Annotated in this window: 14 protein-coding genes; 6 read left to right on the forward strand and 8 right to left on the reverse strand. The window is 69.2% G+C overall.

Annotated features, from left to right (window positions below; all coding sequences use genetic code 11):
- Nucleotides 1-25 precede the first annotated feature (25 nt).
- The 3 genes from speA to RSO68_RS14035 all read right to left on the reverse strand — a co-directional run bounded on the left by speA (nt 26) and on the right by RSO68_RS14035 (nt 3,335).
- Nucleotides 26-1,945, reverse strand: coding sequence for a biosynthetic arginine decarboxylase (gene speA, locus RSO68_RS14025; protein ID WP_315587028.1), 1,920 nt, complete (start codon nt 1,943-1,945; stop codon nt 26-28).
- Complete coding sequence (locus RSO68_RS14030) at nt 1,942-2,901, reverse strand: homoserine kinase (protein WP_315587029.1); 960 nt, start codon at nt 2,899-2,901, stop codon at nt 1,942-1,944. Before RSO68_RS14030 ends, speA begins: the two co-directional genes overlap by 4 nt.
- 122 nt (nt 2,902-3,023) lie before the next feature.
- Nucleotides 3,024-3,335 carry a DUF2782 domain-containing protein gene (locus RSO68_RS14035; protein ID WP_089850688.1) on the reverse strand — a complete coding sequence of 104 codons (312 nt, stop codon included), beginning with the start codon at nt 3,333-3,335 and terminating at the stop codon, nt 3,024-3,026.
- A 199-nt stretch (nt 3,336-3,534) separates the two neighbouring features.
- On the opposite strand from RSO68_RS14035, the gene polA reads away from it, so the two are divergent.
- Both polA and RSO68_RS14045 read left to right on the forward strand, forming a co-directional pair.
- A complete protein-coding gene (gene polA / locus RSO68_RS14040; RefSeq protein WP_315587030.1) occupies nt 3,535-6,306 on the forward strand; it encodes a DNA polymerase I in 2,772 nt (923 codons plus the stop codon).
- Nucleotides 6,307-6,427: 121 nt separating this feature from the next.
- The gene (locus RSO68_RS14045; RefSeq protein ID WP_315587031.1) at nt 6,428-6,937 is read left to right on the forward strand and encodes a hypothetical protein; all 510 of its coding nucleotides are present in this window, start codon (nt 6,428-6,430) and stop codon (nt 6,935-6,937) included.
- 103 nt (nt 6,938-7,040) lie between these two features.
- Here RSO68_RS14045 and RSO68_RS14050 read toward each other — a convergent pair whose 3' ends face one another.
- Nucleotides 7,041-8,072: a Fe(3+) ABC transporter substrate-binding protein gene (locus tag RSO68_RS14050; protein WP_315587032.1), complete on the reverse strand. Its 1,032-nt coding sequence runs from the start codon at nt 8,070-8,072 to the stop codon at nt 7,041-7,043.
- A 231-nt stretch (nt 8,073-8,303) separates the two neighbouring features.
- Here RSO68_RS14050 and RSO68_RS14055 point away from each other — a divergent pair, with 231 nt between their 5' ends.
- Nucleotides 8,304-9,485 carry an ABC transporter ATP-binding protein gene (locus RSO68_RS14055; protein WP_089850696.1) on the forward strand — a complete coding sequence of 394 codons (1,182 nt, stop codon included), beginning with the start codon at nt 8,304-8,306 and terminating at the stop codon, nt 9,483-9,485.
- On the opposite strand, the gene RSO68_RS14060 is transcribed toward RSO68_RS14055, so the two are convergent.
- From RSO68_RS14060 to dctP, 4 genes are all read right to left on the reverse strand, one after another.
- A complete protein-coding gene (locus RSO68_RS14060) occupies nt 9,405-11,081 on the reverse strand; it encodes an ABC transporter permease (RefSeq protein ID WP_089850698.1) in 1,677 nt (558 codons plus the stop codon). The genes RSO68_RS14055 and RSO68_RS14060 overlap by 81 nt on opposite strands.
- 211 nt (nt 11,082-11,292) lie before the next feature.
- On the reverse strand, nt 11,293-12,621 hold the full coding sequence (locus RSO68_RS14065; protein ID WP_089850700.1) for a TRAP transporter large permease: 1,329 nt from the start codon (nt 12,619-12,621) through the stop codon (nt 11,293-11,295).
- Nucleotides 12,618-13,121 (reverse strand): TRAP transporter small permease subunit, encoded by a 504-nt coding sequence (locus RSO68_RS14070; RefSeq protein ID WP_089850703.1) that lies wholly within the window; start codon nt 13,119-13,121, stop codon nt 12,618-12,620. The genes RSO68_RS14065 and RSO68_RS14070 overlap by 4 nt, the downstream gene beginning before the upstream one ends.
- Nucleotides 13,122-13,216: 95 nt before the next feature.
- Nucleotides 13,217-14,326 (reverse strand): TRAP transporter substrate-binding protein DctP, encoded by a 1,110-nt coding sequence (dctP, locus tag RSO68_RS14075; RefSeq protein WP_089850705.1) that lies wholly within the window; start codon nt 14,324-14,326, stop codon nt 13,217-13,219.
- Nucleotides 14,327-14,713: 387 nt separating this feature from the next.
- Here dctP and RSO68_RS14080 point away from each other — a divergent pair, with 387 nt between their 5' ends.
- Genes RSO68_RS14080 through rmuC form a run of 3 tightly spaced genes read left to right on the forward strand, consistent with a single transcriptional unit; the run spans nt 14,714 to nt 20,066 of the window.
- Nucleotides 14,714-17,020 (forward strand): tRNA(Met) cytidine acetyltransferase TmcA, encoded by a 2,307-nt coding sequence (locus tag RSO68_RS14080; RefSeq protein ID WP_315587033.1) that lies wholly within the window; start codon nt 14,714-14,716, stop codon nt 17,018-17,020.
- A gap of 32 nt (nt 17,021-17,052) precedes the next feature.
- Nucleotides 17,053-18,588, forward strand: coding sequence for an aminoacyl-histidine dipeptidase (locus tag RSO68_RS14085; RefSeq protein ID WP_315587034.1), 1,536 nt, complete (start codon nt 17,053-17,055; stop codon nt 18,586-18,588).
- Nucleotides 18,588-20,066 carry a DNA recombination protein RmuC gene (gene rmuC, locus RSO68_RS14090; protein ID WP_315587035.1) on the forward strand — a complete coding sequence of 493 codons (1,479 nt, stop codon included), beginning with the start codon at nt 18,588-18,590 and terminating at the stop codon, nt 20,064-20,066. Before RSO68_RS14085 ends, rmuC begins: the two co-directional genes overlap by 1 nt.
- Nucleotides 20,067-20,114: the final 48 nt, after the last annotated feature.

Below are 20,114 nucleotides of genomic sequence, written 5' to 3' on the forward strand. Positions count from 1 at the left end.
GCGGTCAGCGCCGCGCCGAGTCTCGCTACTCCAGATAGGTGTAGCCCTCGAGCCCATCCGAGAGGTCGTCAAGGAAGGCCTGCTGCTGGGCCTGGTCGAGCCCGCTGCGGGAGAGCTGCTCGGCGAGGTGCTCGCGCAGGGTCGAGACGTCGAAGTTGACGTAGCCCAGCACGTCGGCCACCCGGTCGCCCTGCTGGACCTGGCTGATCGACCAGTCGCCGTCGGCGGTCAGGGCAGCGTCCGCGGAGTCGGTGTCGCCGAACAGGTTGTGCAGGTCGCCGAGGATCTCCTGGTAGGCGCCCACCAGGAAGAAGCCCAGCAGTTTCTCCTCGCCCTCACGCCACTCGGGCAGCGGCAGGGTGGTCTCGACGCCCTGGCCGTCGACGTAGCCGTCGATGCGGCCGTCGGAGTCGCAGGTGATGTCCTGGATCACGCCGCGCCGCTCGGGGCCGCGGTGCAGCCCCTCCAGCGGCAGCACCGGGAAGATCTGCTGGATGCCCCAGACGTCGGGCACCGACTGGAACAGCGAGAAGTTGACGAACAGCTTGTCGGCGAGCTTCTCGGCCAGCTCGTCGGTGATCTCGCGGTGGGCGCGGTTGCGGTTGTCGAGCAGGCCGCGCAGCCTCGCACAGGCGGCGAAGTAGACGCTCTCGCCCTCGGCGCGGGCGTCGATGTCGGTCATGCCGATCACGAAGCGCTCATGAAGCTCGCCCATGGCATGCACCAGGTCGTGCCAGGCCTCGACGAGGCCGCGCGGCTCGGCGCGCTCGTGCAGCAGGTCGTGGACCCGCCACAGCTCGTCGACCTGGGGGTCGTCCTTGACCCGGCGCTCGGGGGAGAGGTGGCTGACCCGCTCCTCGCCGATCACGTTGGAGATCAGCACCGCGTGATGGGCGGTGAGGGCGCGGCCAGACTCGCTGATGATGTGCGGCTGGGGCAGCTCCTGCTCCGCGCAGGCCTGGGCGAAGGCCGCCACCACGTTGCGGGCGTACTCGAGCATCGAGTAGTTGGCCGAGCAGAAGCTGCGCGAGCGGGTGCCCTCGTAATCGATCCCGAGGCCCCCGCCGACGTCCACGGTGTCCACCGGCGCGCCCAGCGCCACCAGGCTCTGGTAGAAGCGCGCGCACTCGCGCAGGCCGCGCTGGATGTCGCGGATGTTGGCGATCTGCGAGCCGAGGTGGAAGTGCACCAGCTGCAGGCTCTCCAGGGCCTCGGCCTCGCGCAGCTGCTCTACCACGGAGAGGATCTGGCTGGCGGTGAGGCCGAATTTGGACTTCTCGCCGCCGGTATTCTGCCAGCGGCCGCGGCCCACCGAGGAGAGCCGGGCGCGCAGGCCGATCCGCGGGGTGACGCCGAGGCGGCGCGCCTCCTCGAGGATCAGCGGCAGCTCCGAGAGTTTCTCCACCACTAGATAGACCCGGTGGCCTATCTTCTCGCCCATCAGCGCCAGGCGGATGTACTCGCGATCCTTGTAGCCGTTGCAGACGATCAGCGAGGAGCCGTCGGCCGAGAGCGCGAGCACCGCCAGCAGCTCCGGCTTGCTGCCGGCCTCGAGGCCCACGCGGCCGCGGCCACGCTCATGGGTGCCGAGGATCGACTCGACCACCCGGCGCTGCTGGTTGACCTTGATCGGATAGACGGCGGTGTAGCCGCCCGAGAAGGCCTCCTCCCGCATGGCGGTGTCGAAGGCGGCGCACAGCTGCTCGACCCGGTCATGCAGGATGTCGGTGAAGCGCACTAGCACCGGCAGGCGCAGGCCGGCCTCGCGCAGCTTGTTGACCAGCGGCTGCAAGGGCAGGGCCGGACCGTCGTCGTCGCTGCCCAGCGGACGCACCAGGGCCTGGCCGCTGTCGTTGACGTCGAAGTAGCCGCTGCCCCACTGATCGATGTTCCAGGTGCGGCGCGCGCGCTGGGCGGGACCGGCCTTGCTCTTGGACTGACTCATTCATCTCCCTCGGGTAGCGGCAGGGCGCCGTGCTCCAGGCGCGCCTTGAGCACGGTGCGAAACTGGTCGGGGTCGTGGGGCGTGAGATCGTGGGCCGGCGGATCGACGTAAACCACCAGCAGCCGGGACAGCCAGTAGCGCAGCGCGGTCAGGCGCAGCATCATCGGCCAGGCCTCGCGCTCGGCGGCGGTGAGCAGCCGGCGCGCCTGGTAGGCGCTAAGCAGGGCGTCGTGGCGCGCCTGGTCCAGGCGGCCGTCGGGCCCGGTGGCCCAGTCGTTGATGACGATGGCCAGGTCGAACAGCAGGTCGCCGGTGCAGCCGTTGTAGAAGTCGATCAGCCCGCCGAGGCGATCGCCGTCGAACAGGGTGTTGTCGCGGAACAGGTCACCGTGCAGCGCGCCCTGGGGCAGGTCCGGCGCGTCGCCGAAGAAGCCCTGGTAGGTCTCCACCTCGTCCTTCATCAGCGCCTGATCCTCAGGCGACAGATAGACCAGCACCTTGTGGTGCATGGGCAGCAGCCAGTGCAGGTCCCGCGGGTTGGGGCGATGGCCGGGGAAGTGCCGGGAGACCGCGTGCATGCGCCCCAGGGCGTCGCCCAGCTCGTGGCACTGGGCGAGGTTCGGCGCCTTGGGATGCTTGCCGGGCAGCCGGGGAAACAGCAGGGCCGGCTTGTCGGCCAGGGTGTGCAGGGCCACGCCGTTGCGATCGTGCAGCGGACCGGGGACCGGCAGGCGGTGCTCGTCCAGGTAGTCGAGCAGGTCGACGAAGAACGGCAGCTCCTCGTGCTCGCCCTGCTCGAACAGGGTCAGCACCAGCTCGCGTCGATCGGTGGTGACGAAGAAGGTGCTGTTCTCGGTGCCGGCGGGCACGCCCTCGACCGAGACCAGCGAGCCGGCGTCGAAGCGGCTGAGGAACTCGGCGACCTGAGGGTCGGTAAGCGGTGTAAATACGGCCATGTCTCTCTCGCCCGGGAAATGCCAAGCCGCCTATTGTAGCGACTTGGCCCTTCGATGCACGCGCCCCGGCCGCGGTGGTGGCACTGGCGAGGCCATGCTGGCGCGGCGAGGCGGCCGATGGATCAGAAGGTCTTCAGCACCCACTGGGGCACGGCGATGCGATCCCCCTCGCGGCGCTCGAAGTCGCCGTCGCCGTCGTGGTCGACGAGATAGTAGGAGGGGCCGGCGAAGGGGCGGATCTCGATGGCGTAGAGCTCGCCGTTGACCCGGTACTCGCGGATGGTGCGATCCTCCTCCTCGCGGATGGTGATGTCCGGCTCGAGGTCGCCGGACGACTGGGCCAGCGCGCCGGCGCTGGCGGAGAGGGCCAGGGCGATGACCAGGGCCAAGGCTAGCCCCAGGGCGGGCGCGTCGCTGCGCAGGATCTTCTTCATGATGGCCTCCAGTGCCGCAGGGACAGGGCAGCATGCGTGACGAATCCTCCACGGCCGCCCCGGTGATAACTTAAGTGATCATAACTTCAGTGTAAGACCTCGTCGCCGCTCGGCCTACCATCCGCGGCAAAACGCGGCGGCAATGCGTATCATGGACGACCAGCAACTCACCACGCCACGCCTCAATGGATGCCGATACATGGCCGACACGCCCATCGTTCTCGTCGACGGTTCTTCCTATCTCTACCGCGCCTTCCACGCCCTGCCGCCGCTGACCACCTCCGAGGGACAGCCCACCGGGGCGATCAAGGGGGTGCTCAACATGCTCAAGCGGCTGATCAAGGACTATCCCGACAGCCCCATGGCGGTGGTCTTCGACGCCCCCGGCAAGACCTTCCGCGACGAGCTGTTCGAGGAGTACAAGGCCCATCGCCCGCCGATGCCCGATGACTTGCGCTCCCAGGTGCAGCCGCTGCACGACTGCGTGCGTGCGCTCGGGCTGCCGCTGCTGTGCATCGAGGGCGTGGAGGCCGACGACGTCATCGGCACCCTGGCTCGCCGGGCCACCGAGGCCGGCCGCGATGCGGTGATCTCCACCGGCGACAAGGACATGGCCCAGCTGGTCAATGCCCATATCACGCTGGTCAACACCATGAAGGACGAGGCCCTGGACGTCGAAGGCGTGAAGGAGAAGTTCGGCCTGCCCCCGGAGCTGATCATCGACTTCCTGGCGCTGATGGGCGACAAGGTCGACAACATCCCCGGCGTGCCGGGCGTGGGCGAGAAGACCGCGCTGGGCCTGTTGCAGGGCATGCAGGGCGGGCTCGAGACCCTCTACGCCGACCCCGAGAAGATCAAGACGCTGGGCTTTCGCGGCGCCAAGACGCTGCCCAAGAAGCTCGAGGCGCATCGCGACCAGGCCTTCCTCTCCTACCAGCTGGCGACCATCAAGACCGACTGCGAGCTGCCGGTGGGCCTCGACGACCTGGACATCGCCCATCCCGACCGCGAGGCGCTGGTCGAGCTCTATCGCCGCCTGGAGTTCCAGGCCTGGCTCTCGGAGCTTCTGGAGGGCAGGCACGAGGGCGTCGACGATGTCGCCGGCGGCACGCCGGCGCCGGCCGAGGCCGACGGGAGTGGCAGTGCGGCGAGCGACAGCGCCCAGCGCGAGGATCACGTCATCCTCGAGCAGGCCGAGCTGGACGCCTGGCTCGAGCGCCTGAGGGCCAGCGACGCCTTCTGCTTTGACTTGGAGACCACCAGCCTGAATTACATGGAGGCCCAGGTGGTCGGCGTGGGGCTTGCGCTCGAACCGGGCGAGGCGGCTTACATCCCGCTGGCCCACGACTACCTCGATGCCCCGGCGCAGCTCGACCGCGACGCCGTGCTCGAGGCCCTGCGCCCGCTCTGGGAAGACGATCGGCGCACCAAGATCGGTCAGAACCTCAAGTACGACATCTCGGTGCTGGCAAATGTCGGCATCACGGTGGCCGGGCCGCTGGAGGACACCATGCTGGCCTCCTACGTGCTCGACTCCACCGCCACCCGCCACGACATGGACTCGCTGGCGTTGAAGTACCTGGGCGAGAAGACGGTCTCCTTCGAGGAGATCGCCGGCAAGGGCGCCAAGCAGCTCACATTCAACCAGATCGCCCTGGAGCAGGCCGCACCCTACGCCTGCGAGGACGTCGACATCACCCTGCGCCTGCACCGGCTGCTGCGGCCGCGCCTCGAGGCCGAGGGTCGCCTGGCCGAGGTCCTCGATACCCTCGAGCTGCCACTGGTACCGGTGCTCTCGCGCATGGAGCGCACCGGGGTGGCGCTCGACCCCGAGCGGCTGCACGCCCAGAGCCAGGAGCTCGAGACCCGCATCCGCGAGCTGGAGAGCCGCGCCCATGAGCTCGCCGGTCGCGAGTTCAACCTCGGCTCGCCCAAGCAGCTCGGTCAGATCCTCTTCGAGGAGCAGAAGATCCCGGTGATCAAGAAGACGCCCAAGGGGGCGCCCTCGACCGCCGAGGCGGTGCTCGAGGAGCTGGCGCTGGATTACCCGCTGCCCAAGGTGATCATCGAGCATCGCGGGCTCGCCAAGCTGAAGTCCACCTACACCGACAAGCTGCCGCGGCTGGTCAACAAGGCCACCGGGCGCCTGCACACCAGCTATCACCAGGCGGTCACGGCCACCGGGCGGCTCTCCTCCAGTGATCCCAACCTGCAGAACATCCCCATCCGCACCGAGGAGGGGCGGCGCATCCGCCAGGCCTTCGTGGCCCGCCCCGGCTATCGCATCGTCGCCGCCGACTACTCCCAGATCGAGCTGCGCATCATGGCGCACCTCTCGGGCGACAAGGGGCTGCTCGAGGCCTTCGCCGAGGGTCGCGACATTCACGCCGCCACCGCCGCCGAGGTGTTCGGCGTGGCGCTCGACAAGGTCACCGGCGATCAGCGCCGCAGCGCCAAGGCGATCAACTTCGGGCTGATCTACGGCATGAGCGCCTGGGGGCTCGGCCGCCAGCTCAACATCGAGCAGAGCCAGGCCAAGACCTACATCGATCGCTACTTCGACCGCTATCCCGGCGTGGCCCGCTACATGGAGCGCATCCGCGCCCAGGCCGCCGAGGACGGCTTCGTCGAGACGGTGTTCGGCCGGCGCCTCTACCTGCCGGAGATCCACTCCCAGAACCGTGCGCGCCGCCAGGGCGCCGAGCGCACTGCCATCAACGCGCCCATGCAGGGCACCGCGGCGGACATCATCAAGCGCGCCATGATCGACGTGGACGCCTGGCTCGCCGACGAGGCCTTCGATGCGGTGATGGTGATGCAGGTCCACGACGAGCTGGTCTTCGAGGTGGCCGAAGCGCAGGTCGACGCCTTCATTGCCGAGGTGAAGGCGCGCATGCAGGGCGCCGCCGAGCTCGACGTGGCGTTGACCGTCGAGGCCGAGAGCGGCATCAACTGGGACGAGGCGCACTGAGCTTGGGCTCACAACAACGCGCTATGCTGCGCCGATCAGCGGCGGTGAGATGGCGCGGCCATGGAGTGCTATGGTGCTCTTATCCGGGTCGGCACGGCCCGAGTCCATCAAGGAGACGAGGATGCGAAGGACGATGAGGACATGGCTGGCGGGCGCGGGGGTGATCCTGCTCTCGGGGTGCGCGAGCCAGGCGACGCCGCCAGTGGCCGAGCTGTTCGACTGCCAGGCCCTGAACCGGGCGGTGGCGAGCGCCGAAACCGGCTTCGCCGATATCAAGGGTCGCCTGGAGACCACTCGCCTGACGCGCACCTGGCAGACCGATACCCAGGCCTTTCACGACGCCTGCGTGATCACCTCGGCTCGCCGGCCCGATCACTACCTGTGCTTCGGCCCCCTGGCGAACGACGATCCGCGTAGCGCCCTGCTCAAGGGCGGCGAGGCGGTCGCCCAGTGCCTCGGCGAGGGCTGGCAGTCGCGGCGCACCTCGGCCGATCGCATCGCGTTCACCCGCGAGGGTCAGGCCCCGGTGGTGACCCTGGAGACCTTCCTCAACGACCGCGGTCGGCGCATGGGCACACTGGGCGTCTATCAAAACGCCCGTGACGCCGAGCCGCGTCCCGGCGGTAGCTGAGTGCGGCTTTTCCCCGACATAACAAAAGGCCCGCGGCAGCGCCGCGGGCCTTTTGTCTTTCCGTGCTCGTCATGCCGCTTTCATCGTGGCGTGACGGAGAGGCTTAGCGCCAGCCGGCCCGGTCGAAGATGCGCACCGCTTCCGGGTTGTTCTCGCCCAGCACGCTGACGTTCAGGTCGTCCTTCTTGAAGTCGCCCCAGGAGTCGATGACGCCGTCGATCTCCACGCTCTCGACGGCCGGGAACTCGTAGTTGCCGGAGGCGAACAGCGCCTGAGCCTCGTCGGAGGCCAGGAACTCGAGAAAGCGCACGGCGTTCTCCTCGTTGGGCGCGCCCTTCACCATGCCGGCGCCGCCCACGTTGATGTGCGCGCCGCGATCGTCCTGGTTGGGGAAGACGATCTGGACCTTCTCGGCGACCTCGCGATCGGCCTCGTTGTCGGAGTTGGCCAGGCGCACGTAGTAGTAGTGGTTGGCCACGGCGATGTTGCACTCGCCGCTGGCGACGCCGCGGATCTGGTCGGTGTCGCCGCCCTCGGGATCACGCGCGAAGTTCTCGACCACGCCCTCGGCCCACGCCTCGGCGTCTTCCTCGCCGTGATGGGCGATCATCGAGGCCAGCAGCGACTGGTTGTAGATGTTGTTCGAGGAGCGGATGCAGACCTCGCCCTTGAGCGCCGGATCGGCCAGGTCCTCGTAGCGGCTGATGTCCTCGGCATTCACCTCGGTGGGATCGATGAAGATCGCTCGCACGCGCTGGCTGAAGCCGAACCACTTGCCTTCGGGGTGACGCATGTGGGCCGGAAGGCGCTCGTTGAGCACATCGGAGTCGACGCTTTCGAAGACGTCCTCCTGCTCGCCGCGCCACAGGCGGCCGGCGTCCACGGTGATCAGCACGTCGGCGGGACCCGCTTCGCCTTCCAGCTTGAGGCGCTGGATCAGCTGGTCGGAGTCGCCTTCGAGGATGTTGACCTCGATGCCGGTCTCTTCGGTGAAGGCGGCGTAGAGCGCCGCGTCGGAGTCGTAGTGACGGGCCGAGTAGACGTTGAGCTCCTCGGCGGCGGAGGCCTGGGAAGCCATGGCGGAGCCGGCCACCAGGGCGGCGAGGGGCAGGGCGAAGCGACGATGCTGCAGCATGGAGGTACCTCGTGGGTGCTGATAAGAAATGATAATGCTTAACATTAATCTTTCGCTATTGAAGCCCCTCGCGGCATCGCCGTCAAGCCCGTTGCGCGACGGATCTGATCCAGATCAGCTGGCGGCGCGCCTCGAGGAGCACCGCTGAAATGCGAGCGATAGTACAACGCATTCGGTAGGCTTTCGCGTTACCATGTTGTTTAGACACTCTCAACCGGCAGTCGAGACCCCATGACCAGCCAACCGACCCTGACGCCAGATGCACCGGCGACCTCCGCGCCGGTGCTCGCCATGCACCAGATCCGCCACGCCTACGAGCAGCACCCGGCCGTCGAGGACGTCTCCCTCGACGTCAAGCCCGGGGAGATCGTCTGCCTGCTGGGGCCCTCGGGCTGTGGCAAGTCCACCCTGCTGCGGATCGCCGCGGGGCTCGAGCGGGTGCAGCAGGGGCGCGTGGCGCTGGGCGGCGAGCCGATGGGTGAGGGGCGCAGCCACGTGCCGCCGGAGAAGCGCAACGTCGGCCTGGCCTTCCAGGACTCGGCGCTGTTCCCGCACCTCTCGGTTCTCGACAACGTGGCCTTCGGCCTCGAGGCGTTGCCCGCCCAGCAGCGCCGGCGGCGGGCCTACGAGCTGCTCGAGCTGCTGGGCATGGAGCGCTATGCGCGAGTCTTCCCGCACATGCTGTCGGGGGGGCAGCAGCAGCGCATCGCCCTGGCGCGTGCCCTGGCGCCCGCGCCGCAGCTGATGCTGCTCGACGAGCCGTTCTCGAGCCTCGATGCCCGCCTGCGCGACCGCATCCGCGACGATACCCTGCACGTGCTCAAGAAGGTGGGCACCGGCGTGCTGCTGGTCACCCACGACCCCGAGGAGGCCATGTTCATGGCCGATCGCATCGTGCTGATGCGCGAGGGGCGGGTGGTGCAGGCCGGCACCCCGCTGGAGCTCTACTGCACTCCGGCCGATCCCTTCGTGGTCACCTTCTTCGGCGAGGTCAACGAGCTCGAGGGGCGGGTGCAGGATGGCCAGGTGGCGACCCCGGTGGGCGAGGTCTCCGCGGGCGGGCTGCCCGAGGGCAGCCTGGTGCGGGTGATGATTCGCCCCGAGGCGCTCAGGGTCGTGCCGCTCAACGAGCCGCCCGAGTATCACCACAGCCACATCATCATGGCCAAGCTGCTGGGTCGTACCAGCCTGCTGCACATCTGCGCCCATACCCCCGACGGGGAAGAGGCCCACCTGCACGCCCGGGCCCCGGGGGTCTTCCTGCCCCGCGAGGGCCAGCCGATCATGATCGGCCTGGACGACTCCCAGGTGTTCGTCTTCCCCCTCGAGGCCTCAGCTGCCGGGGCGGGAACGGCGCATGGCGACGCTGAGCAGGATCACCGGGATGATGCCTACTGCCACGATGGCCAGTGACGAGGTCGAGGCTTCGGCCAAGCGTTCGTCGGCGGCCAGGCTGTGGGCGCGGATGGCCAGGGTGTCGAAGTTGAAGGGGCGCAGGATCACCGTGGCCGGCAGCTCCTTCATCACGTCGACGAAGACCAGGATGCCGGCGGCGATCAGGCTGCCGCGCATGATCGGCGTATGCACCTTGCGCAGCGTCCCCCCCGCCGTCTGACCCAGGGTCCGCGAGGCCGCGTCCATGCTCGGCGTCACCTTGCCCAGGCTCGCCTCGATGGCGTTGAAGGAGACCGCCAGGAAGCGCACCAGGTAGGCGTAGATCAGGATGAACGCCGAGCCGCTGAGCAGCAGCCCCACCACGACCCCGAACTGCCCCTTGATGACGTCGTTGATCTGGTGATCCAGCCACACGAAGGGGATCAGGATGCCCACCGCCACCACCGAGCCCGGTACCGCATAGCCCATGGCGGCCACCCGCGTGGCCACCCGGGTGATGCGGCCGGGATTGAGCCGTGCCCCATAGCTGAGCAGCAGCGCCAGGCTCACGGCCACGATCGAGGCGAGCGTCGCCAGCAGCAGACTATTGCCGGCGAACTCCAGGAAGGCGGCGCCAAACAGCGCATCGCCGCCCTGAAACGATAGGTAGCCGAGCAGGCCGCTGGGAATCAGGAAACCGAGCAGCACCGGCGTCAGGCAGGCCAGGGTGGTGGCCCAGGCGCGCCAGCCGTGGAGCACGAACTCGGGCAGGTGCTGGTAGCGGCCGGTAGTGTGGAAGTAGCGCCGCTTGCCCCGGGACCAGCGCTCGAGCAGCACCAGGGCGATGACGAAGGCCAGCAGGCAGGCGGCCAGCTGGGCCGCGGCCACCTGCTCGCCCATGCCGAACCAGGTGCGATAGATGCCGGTGGTGAAGGTGTCGACGCCGAAGTACTGCACCGCCCCGAACTCGTTGAGGGTCTCCATCAGCGCCAGCGACACCCCGCCGACGATCGCCGGCCGCGCCAGCGGCAGGGCCACGCTCGAGAACAGCCGCCAGGGACCGCGTCCAAGGGTGCGACCCACGTCCAGCACGCACACCGACTGCTCCAGAAAGGCCGCCCGCGCCAGCATGTAGACGTAGGGATAGAGCACCAGGGTGATCAGCGTCGCCGCGCCCCACAGCGAGCGGATGTCCGGGAAGAAGTAGTCGCCGGCCGACCAGCCGAAGGTCTCGCGCAGCGAGGTCTGGAGTGGGCCGGCGTATTGCAGGAAGTCGGTATAGGCGTAGGCGATCACGTAGGTCGGCACCGCCAGCGGCAGCAGCAGCCCCCACTCGAAGAGCCGACGCCCCGGGAAGCGGCACATCACCACCAGCCAGGCGGTGCCGGTACCGATGACGAAGGTGCCGAGCCCCACGGTCACCACCAGGAAGAGCGTATTGCCCAGGTAGCGGGGCAGCACGGTGCTGCCCAGGTGCTGCCAGATGCCATCGGTAGGCATGAACAGGTGCGCCAGGACCACGATGACCGGCAGCGCCACGATCAGGGCGATGCCGATGGTCAGGGCATTCCAGGCGTTGAGGGGCAGCGACAGGCGGGAAGGCGTGCGGGCGCGGGAACTGGCCGGACTGGTCAACGGAGTCTCCTTCCGTGCCGGGATGGCTACAGGGATGCGAGATACTTGCGGCTGAGAATTGTATCAGCTGGCCGGGGCCACTGCAGCCGCGGTCGCCGTGAACTCGGTCGCCGTGAATACGGTCTCCGTGACGCCGATCAAGCAGACGGCGATCAAGCAAAACGCCCGCCGCTCGAGGAGCGGCGGGCGTCGAGGGTCGTGCCTTGAGGGCTTAGTAGCCGATCAGCAGCGACGGCAGGCCGGTCACCAGGACCGGGAAGAAGGCCATCAGCAGGCAGGCCAGCACGATCAGTGCCACGAAGGGGATGACCGCCCGATAAAGATCCAGGGTCTCGACGCCCTTGGGAGCGACCCCCTTGAGGTAGAAGAGCGCATAGCCGAAGGGCGGGGTGAGGAAGGAGGTTTGCAGCACCACGGCGACCATCACCACGAACCACAGTACGTCGATGCCCATGCTCTCGACGATCGGCAGCATGATCGGGAAGCTCAGCAGCACAATGCCGGTCCAGTCGAGGAACATGCCCAGGATGAAGACCAGGAAGAGCATCAGGATCAGCGCCCCGGTGGTGCCGCCGGGCATGGCCATCACCACTTCGTGGATCACCTCCATGCCGCCGCCGATGGAGAACACTCCGGTGAAGGCGGTGGCCCCCACCAGCACCAGCATCACCATGGTGGTGGTCTTGCTGGCCTCGATCAGGGTGCGGTAGCAGGTAGAGGCCTTGCGATCGCCGAAGATCAGGAACAGCAGGAAGGCGATGAAGACGCCGATCGCCGAGGCCTCGGTGGCGGTGGCGATGCCGGTGAACAGCGACCCCAGCACGCCGAGGATCAGCGCCATGGGCGGCAGCACGTACTTGCCCAGCATCTTCAGAAGCTCGCCGGTCGATACCTCGGCGCGCTCCTCGGCCGGCACCAGGGGACCGTACTCCGGCTTGAGGTGGCAGATCACCAGCACGTAGAGGGCGTACATCGCGCCGAGCAGCAGGCCGGGCACCAGGGCGCCGGCGAACAGGGCGCCCACCGAGACCGGCGAGTAGCTGGCCATCAGGATCAGCATGATGCTCGGCGGAATCAGGATGCCCAGGCAGCCGCTGGCCATGATCACGCCCGCGCTGAGCTGCTTGTTGTAGCCATAGTTCAGCATCGGTACCAGGGCGATCATGCCCATCACCGCGATGGAGGCGCCGACGATGCCGGTGGTGGCCGCCAGCAGCACGGACACCACGACGACCGTCAGCGCCAGGCCGCCGCGCAGGTTGGCCAGCAACAGGCGCATCGACTCGAACATCTTCTCGGTGACGCCGGAGTCGTTGAGGAAGCGTGCCATCAGGATGAACAGCGGGATAGCGACCAGGACGTAGTTGTCCATGGCGTTGCCATAGATGTTGTTGATCAGGATACCCAGCGTATTGGCGCCGGGTCCGAACCAGGCGCCGAGCACCGCGACGCCGCCGAGCACGAAGGCAAGCGGATGGCCCATGAACAGACCGATCAGCAGGCCGCCGAACATGAACAGGGTGAGCATCTCGGCGCTCATGCGGGGGTCTCCTTGCCGAGCGCCTGGACGGCGCGGATGACGATGGCGATGGCCTGCAGCAGCAGCAGCCCGGCAGCGATCACGATCACGGCCTTCACCGGATAGACCGGAATGGCCATCATGCCGTAGGTGGTCTCACTGCGGCTGAAGGAGCGTTCGAAGAACGCCCAGCCGAAGCTCAGCAGCATCCAGATGAAGGGCACGAAGAAGATCAGGTAGCCGAGGAGTTCGAGGGCCGCCTGCTTGCGGCGCGAAAGCAGCCGCTTGAGCACGTCGACCTCGACGTGGGCGTGATGGCGCAGCCCGTAGGCGGACATCAGCATGAAATGGGCGCCGAACAGCATCTTCGTCACGTCGAAGGCCCAGTCGCTGGGGCGTCCGATGAAGAAGCGCAGGGCGATGTCATAGATCACGATCAGCGTGATCACGGCGAGCAGCGGAGCGATCAGGCGTCCGAATCCCTCGTTGAGGGCGTCGATGGCCCTGGCAGTGGCGTTCATGATGAGAGCTCTCGGAATCGGGCGAATCGTGCGGAAGGAGGTTCAGCGGAACCGTCGGCTTCGAGGCCGGCCCCGACGGGGCCGGCCCGGAGCGCTTACTGGTTCATGCAGGCCTCGATCTCCTCGAGGGAGGGCAGGTCGTCGGTGACGCGGCTCATGTTGTAGGGCACCGAGACGTCACGCCAGTTGGCGTAGTGCTCCAGGTAGCTGATCATGGAGTGGTAGACCTTGGCGTGCATCGGGTCTTCGCAGGCCCCCTGGACGATCACTTCGTTGGTGATGCGCTGGATCTCGGCGAGATCCTCCTCGCCGAGCTGGTTGATCTCGGTGCCGTCCTCGATGAACTTCACCGTGCCCTCGGTGGATTCACGCTCGGACCAGGCCAGCGACCAGGCCATGGTCGCCTGGGCAGCGATCTTAAGCTTCTCCTGGGTCTCCTCGGAGAGCGCGTCCCAGGCGTCCTGGTTGATCATCACGCCGAACACGCTGGCGGACTGGTGCCAGCCCGGCACGGACCAATAGTCGGCGACTTCGGAGAAGCCGGCCTTGTAGTCCACGCCCGGGGTGGAGAACTCGGCGCCGTCGACCACGCCGCGCTCGATGGCCTGGTAGATCTCGCCGCCGGCCAGAGTGACCTGGGAGCCGCCGAGCTGCTCGAGCACCCGGCCCTGATCGCGGCCGGAGAGGCGCAGGCGCTTGCCCTCCAGGTCGGCGATGCTCTCGATGGGCGTGCCGCCGCGGAAGCCCGACTCGTTGTTGGTGATGCCGTAGGGCAGGTAGACCATGTTGTAGTCGCCGTAGACTTCCTGATAGAGCTCGAAGCCGCCCCACTGGTTGATCCAGTTCAGGTAATCCACGCCGTTGAACAGGCTGGTGGTGGTGGCCAGCGGCGAGAAGGCCGGGCTGTAGCCGGCCCAGTAGCCGGGCCAGTCGCCGGCGGCCTGGATAGCGCCGGTCTGGGTGGCGTCGAAGACCTCGGTGCCGGGCATCAGGGTGCCGCCGGCACGGAAGTTGATGGTCAGCTCGTCACCGGCCAGGGTGTTGACCAGCTCCGCCCAGTGGCGGTCGATCTGGATCAGGTCCAGGTTGTCCGGCCAGGTGGTGGTCATGGTCCAGGATTCCTGGGCCTGGGCGGTGGTGCTCAGGGCGGCGAGGGCAACGCCGGCCGCGATCCCGGTGAGGGTGAAGGTGCGCAGTGCTGTCATTTTATTATCCCTTTTCCTTGTTAGTACGGGTTAGTACCAGCATCGATGCCCATGGCTCCGCGTTGGCCATGCCAGTTCACGAGCCGACGGCATCGCGGCGTTCGCCACAAGCTAGCATGTCACCCCTGTAGGATTCGATCGTGCTGATGTGGGGATGACGGCCCTCGGTGACGGCGACGTCGCTAGCGATCGATGGCTGTCGTGCACGCGCGGTCAGGGAGGTTTGGTATGAGAATCAGGGGGTTGCTTTTTGTTGACGTTGACGTAAACGGACGGTTTGGTGGGTCGTGCTGCGTTGAACGCGGCCTTTACATAAGACCAAAGTGGTAGCGGGGCGTGCCGATAAAAGGCGTTTCAGGCAGGACAGCGGCGACGGGAGGCGGCGTCATGAGCGGCAGAGTGCAACACGGCAGGGACAGGGACGGTCGGGAGGCGAGGGCGGCGCGCGCCCTGCTGGTGCAGGCGCGACGCCTCGCCCGACACCGCTGGCGCGGCCTGGTGTGGCTGAGCGGCGAGGCCGAGGCCTGTCGGCGCGCGGCGCACAGCCTGTGGCAGGCAGGAGAGGAGCAGGGAGCGTGGCGGGCGCCCCTGTGGATCGCCGCCGAGCCCCCCGAGGGCCTTGCGGCGTCGGCCTGGCTGCCGGCGGCGAAGGCGCGCACGCGGCTCGGCGGCGAGCAGGACCTGGTGGTGATCGATGCCGTCGCGCCCGGGTGCGGCTTCGACCCCGAGGCCTTCGGGGCGCTGGCCGGCACGCTCACCGCCGGCGGCCTGCTGGTGCTGATGACGCCGCCCGACTGGGGGCAGCGCCCCGATGCCGACTACGCCCGCCTGGCCGAGCATCCCTGGCGGGCGGAGCAGCTCAGCGCCCGCTATCTGGCGCGCCTGGCCCGCCTGCTGGGCGACGATGCGCGGGTGATCCGCTGGACGGCGGGTGAGGCGCCGCGCCTACCGGACGTGCCCGAGGCCATGACCGGGGCGAAGGGAGAAGCGCCGAGAGAGTCCCCGTCGCTGCCGGCCGGCGGCGACGCCTGCCTGACCGAGGACCAGGCCGAGGCGGTTTCCCGGCTGACCCGGTTGCGTCGCCGCCGGCCGCTGGTGCTGACCGCCGATCGCGGCCGCGGCAAGACGGCGGCGCTGGGCATCGCCTGTGCGCGGCTGCTGGCGGAAGGAGCAGGGGCCGGGTCAGGAGCGGCCGAGGCCGAGATTCTGGTCACCGCGCCGCGCCCGGCGGCGGTGGCCGGGCTCTTCGAGCGACTGACCGCGCTCTGCCCCGAGGGGCAGCGGCACGGCCATGCCTTCGAGGCGCCCGGGGGGCGGGTGCGCTTCCTGGCCCCCGATGAGCTGGCCCGCCTGGCCGAGCAGGGCGAGGTCGGCGGGCCCGGTCGGCTGCTGCTGGTGGATGAGGCGGCGGCGATCCCCGCTCCCCTGCTGGGGCGCTGGCTCGAGGCCTTCCCGCGCATCGCCTTCGCCACCACCGTGCACGGCTACGAGGGCTCGGGCCGCGGCTTCGCGCTGCGCTTTCGCGAGCGACTCGAGCGTCAGGCGCCCGACTTTCGCGAGTGCCACCTGGCCGAACCGATCCGCTGGGCGCCGGGGGATCCCCTCGAGGCACTCACCTCACGCCTGCTGCTGCTGGACGGCGAGCCTGACACCGCCCCGTCCGCCGACGGGCCCCTCGTCTCGTGCCGCCTGGATCGCGACGCCCTGGCCGCCGAAGAGCCGCGGCTGCGGGCGCTGTTCGGCCTGCTGGTGCAGGCTCACTATCGCACTACACCCGCCGACCTGCGCCGGCTGCTGGACGGCCCGGGGGTGGCCATCACGACCCTCGAGGCGGGTTCGGCCCTGCAGGGCGTGGCGGTGTGTGGCGACGAGGGCGGCTTTGCGGCCGATCTCGCCGAGCGGGTGGCGCGGGGCGAGCGGCGCCCGCGTGGCCACCTGCTGGCCCAGTCGCTGGCCGCCCATGCCGGGGAGCGCGCGGCGCTGACCGCCCGCCTGCGGCGGGTGCTGCGCATCGCCGTGCCCGCCGGCCGGCGCCGCGAGAGGCTGGGGCTGCACCTGCTTTCCGCCGAGGTCGAGCGGGCCCGCGACGAGGGTATCGACCTGCTGGGGGCGAGCTTCGGCGCCGAGCCAGGCCTGCAGGCCTTCTGGCGTTCGGCGGGCTTTCGCGCGGTGCGCCTGGGGCTGACCCGCGAGACCGCCACCGGTGAGCATGCGCTGATGGTGGTGCGCCCCACCAGCGTGGCCGGCGAGGCGCTGGCCGAGCGCCTTCAGGCGCGCTTTCACCGCCAGCTACCGGGCCTGCTGGCCTTCGAACTGGCCGAGCTCGAGCCCGCTGTGGCACTGGCCCTGCTCGCCGAGGGCCCGGCGACAGCCCTCGACGCCGCCGATCGCCGCGATATTGAGGACGTGGCCTTCGGTCATCGCGAGCCGGCCCTGGCGCGCCCGGCGATCCAGGCGCTGGTGCGGCGCTGCGCAGGCGGCGGATCCGAGGGGGTCGACCAAGGGGACGACGATGAACGCGACGAGGAGCCGGCGCTGCTGGCGGCCTGGGCCTTCCAGGGGCGCGGCGCGAACTGGCTGGCGCCGCGCCTGGGCGTGGCGGGCAAGAAGGACGTCCAGGCCTGGCTGCGCGAGGCCGTGGCGCGCCTGCACTATCGCGACGGTGGACTTTCCCCCGATCAGGCCGGGCGGTAGAGTGCCCGAATTCACCGTCGGACAGATGCCCCATGAACGCACATCTCGAGCAGCTCTCCCCCCGGCCCCTGTGGCGCCATTTCCGCACCCTGTGCAACACGCCGCGGCCCTCCGGCCATGAGGCCGCCCTGGTGGCGACCCTCGAGCGCTGGGCCGAGGGCCTGGGCCTGGCCCACGACCGCGACGCCTTTGGCAACCTGCGCATCCTCAAGCCCGCCACGCCCGGGTACGAGCAGGCGCCTGGGGTGATCCTGCAGGGGCACCTGGACATGGTCGCCCAGGCCAATGCCGGCCATCCCCACGACTTCACCCGCGACCCCATCGAGACGCACGAGGTCGACGGCTGGCTGCACGCTCGACAGACCACCCTGGGCGCGGACAACGGTCTCGGCGTGGCCGCGGCGCTGGCGATCCTAGAAGATGACGCCCTGATCCACGGCCCACTGGAGGCGCTCTTCACCCTGGAGGAGGAGTCCTCCATGGGCGGTGCCCTGAATCTGGCCGAGGGTTGGCTCGAGGGCCGGGTGCTGCTCAACCTGGACTCCGAGGATCGCGGCCAGGTCTACATCGGCTGCGCCGGTGGCGCCGACGTCATCGTGGATGCCCAGCTGCCCACCGCGCCGCTGGAGGCCGGCGAGGTGGCGCTCTCGCTCTCGCTCACCGGCCTCTCGGGCGGCCACTCCGGCATCGATATCCACAAGGGGCGCGGTAACGCCAACCGCCTGCTGGTGCGGGTGCTGCGTGCCCTGGAGCCCCACGGGGCGAGGCTCATCGACTACCACGGCGGCACCCTGCGCAACGCCCTGCCGCGAGAGGCCTTCGCGACCCTGGCCCTGCCGGAAGACGCACGCTCCCACGCCGAGGCGCGGGTGGCGGCGCTCGAGGCCGAGCTGCGCGCCGAGCTGGCCGGCGTCGACGAGGGGCTCTCGCTGGCCCTGACGCCCTGCGAGCCCGCGTCGGCTCCGTCGTCAGAGTCCCTGACGGCGCATGCCAGCCACCTGCTGGTGCGTGCCCTGCACGTGGCGCCCTGCGGCGTCGAGCGGATGAGCGTCGAGGTGCCCGGGGTGGTGGAGACCTCCAACAACCTCGGGGTGGTCAGCCTCGAGGCCGGGCGCTTCCACCTGTGCGCCTTGGTGCGCTCGCTGCACGACAGCGCCACGGCGGACATCGCCGATCGCTTTCGCGCGCTGTTCGAGCTGATCGGTGCCCGCACTCGGGTCGAGAACGCCTATCCGGGCTGGACGCCTGACCCGGGAAGCCCGCTGCTGGCGCGCTTTCGGCGCCTGCATCAGGAGCGGCTGGGGAGCGACCCGGAGGTGAAGGTGATCCATGCTGGCCTGGAGTGCGGCATCCTCGGCGGCAAGTACCCACAGCTTGACATGATCTCCTTCGGACCGCTGATCCGCGGCGCCCACTCGCCGGACGAGCGGGTCGAGCTTTCCTCGGTGGAGGAGTTCTGGTCGCTGCTGCGCGTCCTGGTGGAGGATCTGGCCACGGTGAAAGAGGAGGATCGCGCCACCGTGAGCGCTGAGGGCGCTGGCCGATCCTTACCCTCTTCGAGCTTGTGATGAACGAATGGCTGCAAGCCACCGCCCCGGCCTGGCTGGCCTGGGGGTTGGCAGGAGGCCTGGCGGGGCTGCTGGCGGTGACCACCGCCCTGGCGCTCGGCTGGCGGCGCCGCCTGGCGGCCGCCGAGACGCGGCTCGCCGCCGGCGATCAGGCGCGCTCCGATCTCGAGGCCGGTGTGCGGCGCCTCGAGCAGGAGCTGGCCCAGAGCGACGCCCAGCTGGATGCCAGCCGCGAGCGCCTGGCGGCCCTCGAGGCCGAGCTATCGGGAACACGCGACCGACTCGCCGAGCAGCGCGAGCGGGCCACCCGACTGGAGACCGAGCGCGAGCAGATGGCGCTGCGTCATCGCGAGCAGCTGGCCCTGCTGGAGGAGGCGCGAGAGCGGCTCAAGGAGGAGTTTCGCCAGCTGGCCGGGCGCATCTTCGAGGAGCGTCAACAGGCCTTCTCGGCGCAGAGCCGCGACGGCCTCGAGGCGACGCTCAAGCCCTTCCGCGAGCAGGTCGACCAGTTTCGCCGCCAGGTCGAGGAGCTCCACGGCCAGCAGAGTCGCGACAGCGGCTCGCTCAAGGCCCAGCTCGAGCAGCTGGCCGGGCTCAACGCTCGCCTCGGCGAGGAGGCCGCGGGGCTTGCGCGGGCGCTCAAGGGTGACCAGAAGGCTCAGGGCCACTGGGGCGAGCTGATGCTCGAGACCGTGCTCGAACGCAGCGGCCTGCGCCGGGACATCGAATACCGCCGTGAGGTCTCGCTGCAGGGCGAACAGGGGCGCCAGCGCCCCGACGCGATCATCTACCTGCCCGACGACCGCCACCTGATCGTCGATGCCAAGGTGTCGCTGGTCGCCTGGACACGGGTGGTCAATGCCGAGCAGGAGGCCGAGCGCGAGGCGGCCATGAAGGCGCACCTGCAGTCGCTGCGTAGCCACGTGGCCGGCCTCTCCGGCAAGGACTACCCGGCCCTGCCGGGGCTCAATTCGCCGGACTTCGTGTTCCTATTCGTGCCGGTGGAGCCGGCCTTCGCCGCGGCCTTCGAGCGCGACCCCTCGCTCTTCCAGGAGGCCTTCGACCGCCAGGTGGTGGTGGTCACCCCGACCACCCTGCTGGCGAGCCTGCGCACCGTGGCCGGCCTGTGGAGCCTGGAGCGCCAGAACGAGAACGCGCGCCTGATCGGCGAGCGGGCCGAGAAGCTGCTGGCCAAGTTCGGCGGCTTCGTCGAGAGCCTCGAGGAGGTGGGGCGCCACCTGGAGCGGGCGAGCGACAGCCATCGCCGGGCCATGGGCCGGCTCTCCAGCGGCCAGGGCAGCCTGGTGGCTCAGGCCACTGAGCTGCAGCGCCTGGGCGTGCGCATGAAGAAGCCGCTGCCCGCGGAGCTGGTGCGCGCCGCCGACGGCGAGAGCGGCGAGGCGGATGAGAGAGCTAAGGAGAGAGCTGAGGAGGACGAGAGAGACCCGGGCGACCGGTCTTCCCCGGAGCGTGCCTGAGCCGGACGGCATCGACCACACCACGCAACGACGCCGCCCGGAGGCGGC

The sequence above is a fragment of the Halomonas saccharevitans genome, assembly GCF_032333995.1.
In the GTDB taxonomy this organism is placed as follows: Bacteria; Pseudomonadota; Gammaproteobacteria; order Pseudomonadales; family Halomonadaceae; genus Halomonas; species Halomonas saccharevitans.

Excerpts from the sequence above, each read along its gene's own strand:
- speA (WP_315587028.1), bottom strand. The coding sequence starts at position 1,945 with ATGAGTCAGTCCAAGAGCAAGGCCGGTCCCGCCCAGCGCGCGCGCCGC.
- RSO68_RS14030 (WP_315587029.1), bottom strand. The coding sequence starts at position 2,901 with ATGGCCGTATTTACACCGCTTACCGACCCTCAGGTCGCCGAGTTCCTC.
- RSO68_RS14035 (WP_089850688.1), bottom strand. The coding sequence starts at position 3,335 with ATGAAGAAGATCCTGCGCAGCGACGCGCCCGCCCTGGGGCTAGCCTTG.
- polA (WP_315587030.1), top strand. The coding sequence starts at position 3,535 with ATGGCCGACACGCCCATCGTTCTCGTCGACGGTTCTTCCTATCTCTAC.
- RSO68_RS14045 (WP_315587031.1), top strand. The coding sequence starts at position 6,428 with ATGCGAAGGACGATGAGGACATGGCTGGCGGGCGCGGGGGTGATCCTG.
- RSO68_RS14050 (WP_315587032.1), bottom strand. The coding sequence starts at position 8,072 with ATGCTGCAGCATCGTCGCTTCGCCCTGCCCCTCGCCGCCCTGGTGGCC.
- RSO68_RS14055 (WP_089850696.1), top strand. The coding sequence starts at position 8,304 with ATGACCAGCCAACCGACCCTGACGCCAGATGCACCGGCGACCTCCGCG.
- RSO68_RS14065 (WP_089850700.1), bottom strand. The coding sequence starts at position 12,621 with ATGAGCGCCGAGATGCTCACCCTGTTCATGTTCGGCGGCCTGCTGATC.
- RSO68_RS14070 (WP_089850703.1), bottom strand. The coding sequence starts at position 13,121 with ATGAACGCCACTGCCAGGGCCATCGACGCCCTCAACGAGGGATTCGGA.
- dctP (WP_089850705.1), bottom strand. The coding sequence starts at position 14,326 with ATGACAGCACTGCGCACCTTCACCCTCACCGGGATCGCGGCCGGCGTT.
- RSO68_RS14080 (WP_315587033.1), top strand. The coding sequence starts at position 14,714 with ATGAGCGGCAGAGTGCAACACGGCAGGGACAGGGACGGTCGGGAGGCG.
- RSO68_RS14085 (WP_315587034.1), top strand. The coding sequence starts at position 17,053 with ATGAACGCACATCTCGAGCAGCTCTCCCCCCGGCCCCTGTGGCGCCAT.
- rmuC (WP_315587035.1), top strand. The coding sequence starts at position 18,588 with ATGAACGAATGGCTGCAAGCCACCGCCCCGGCCTGGCTGGCCTGGGGG.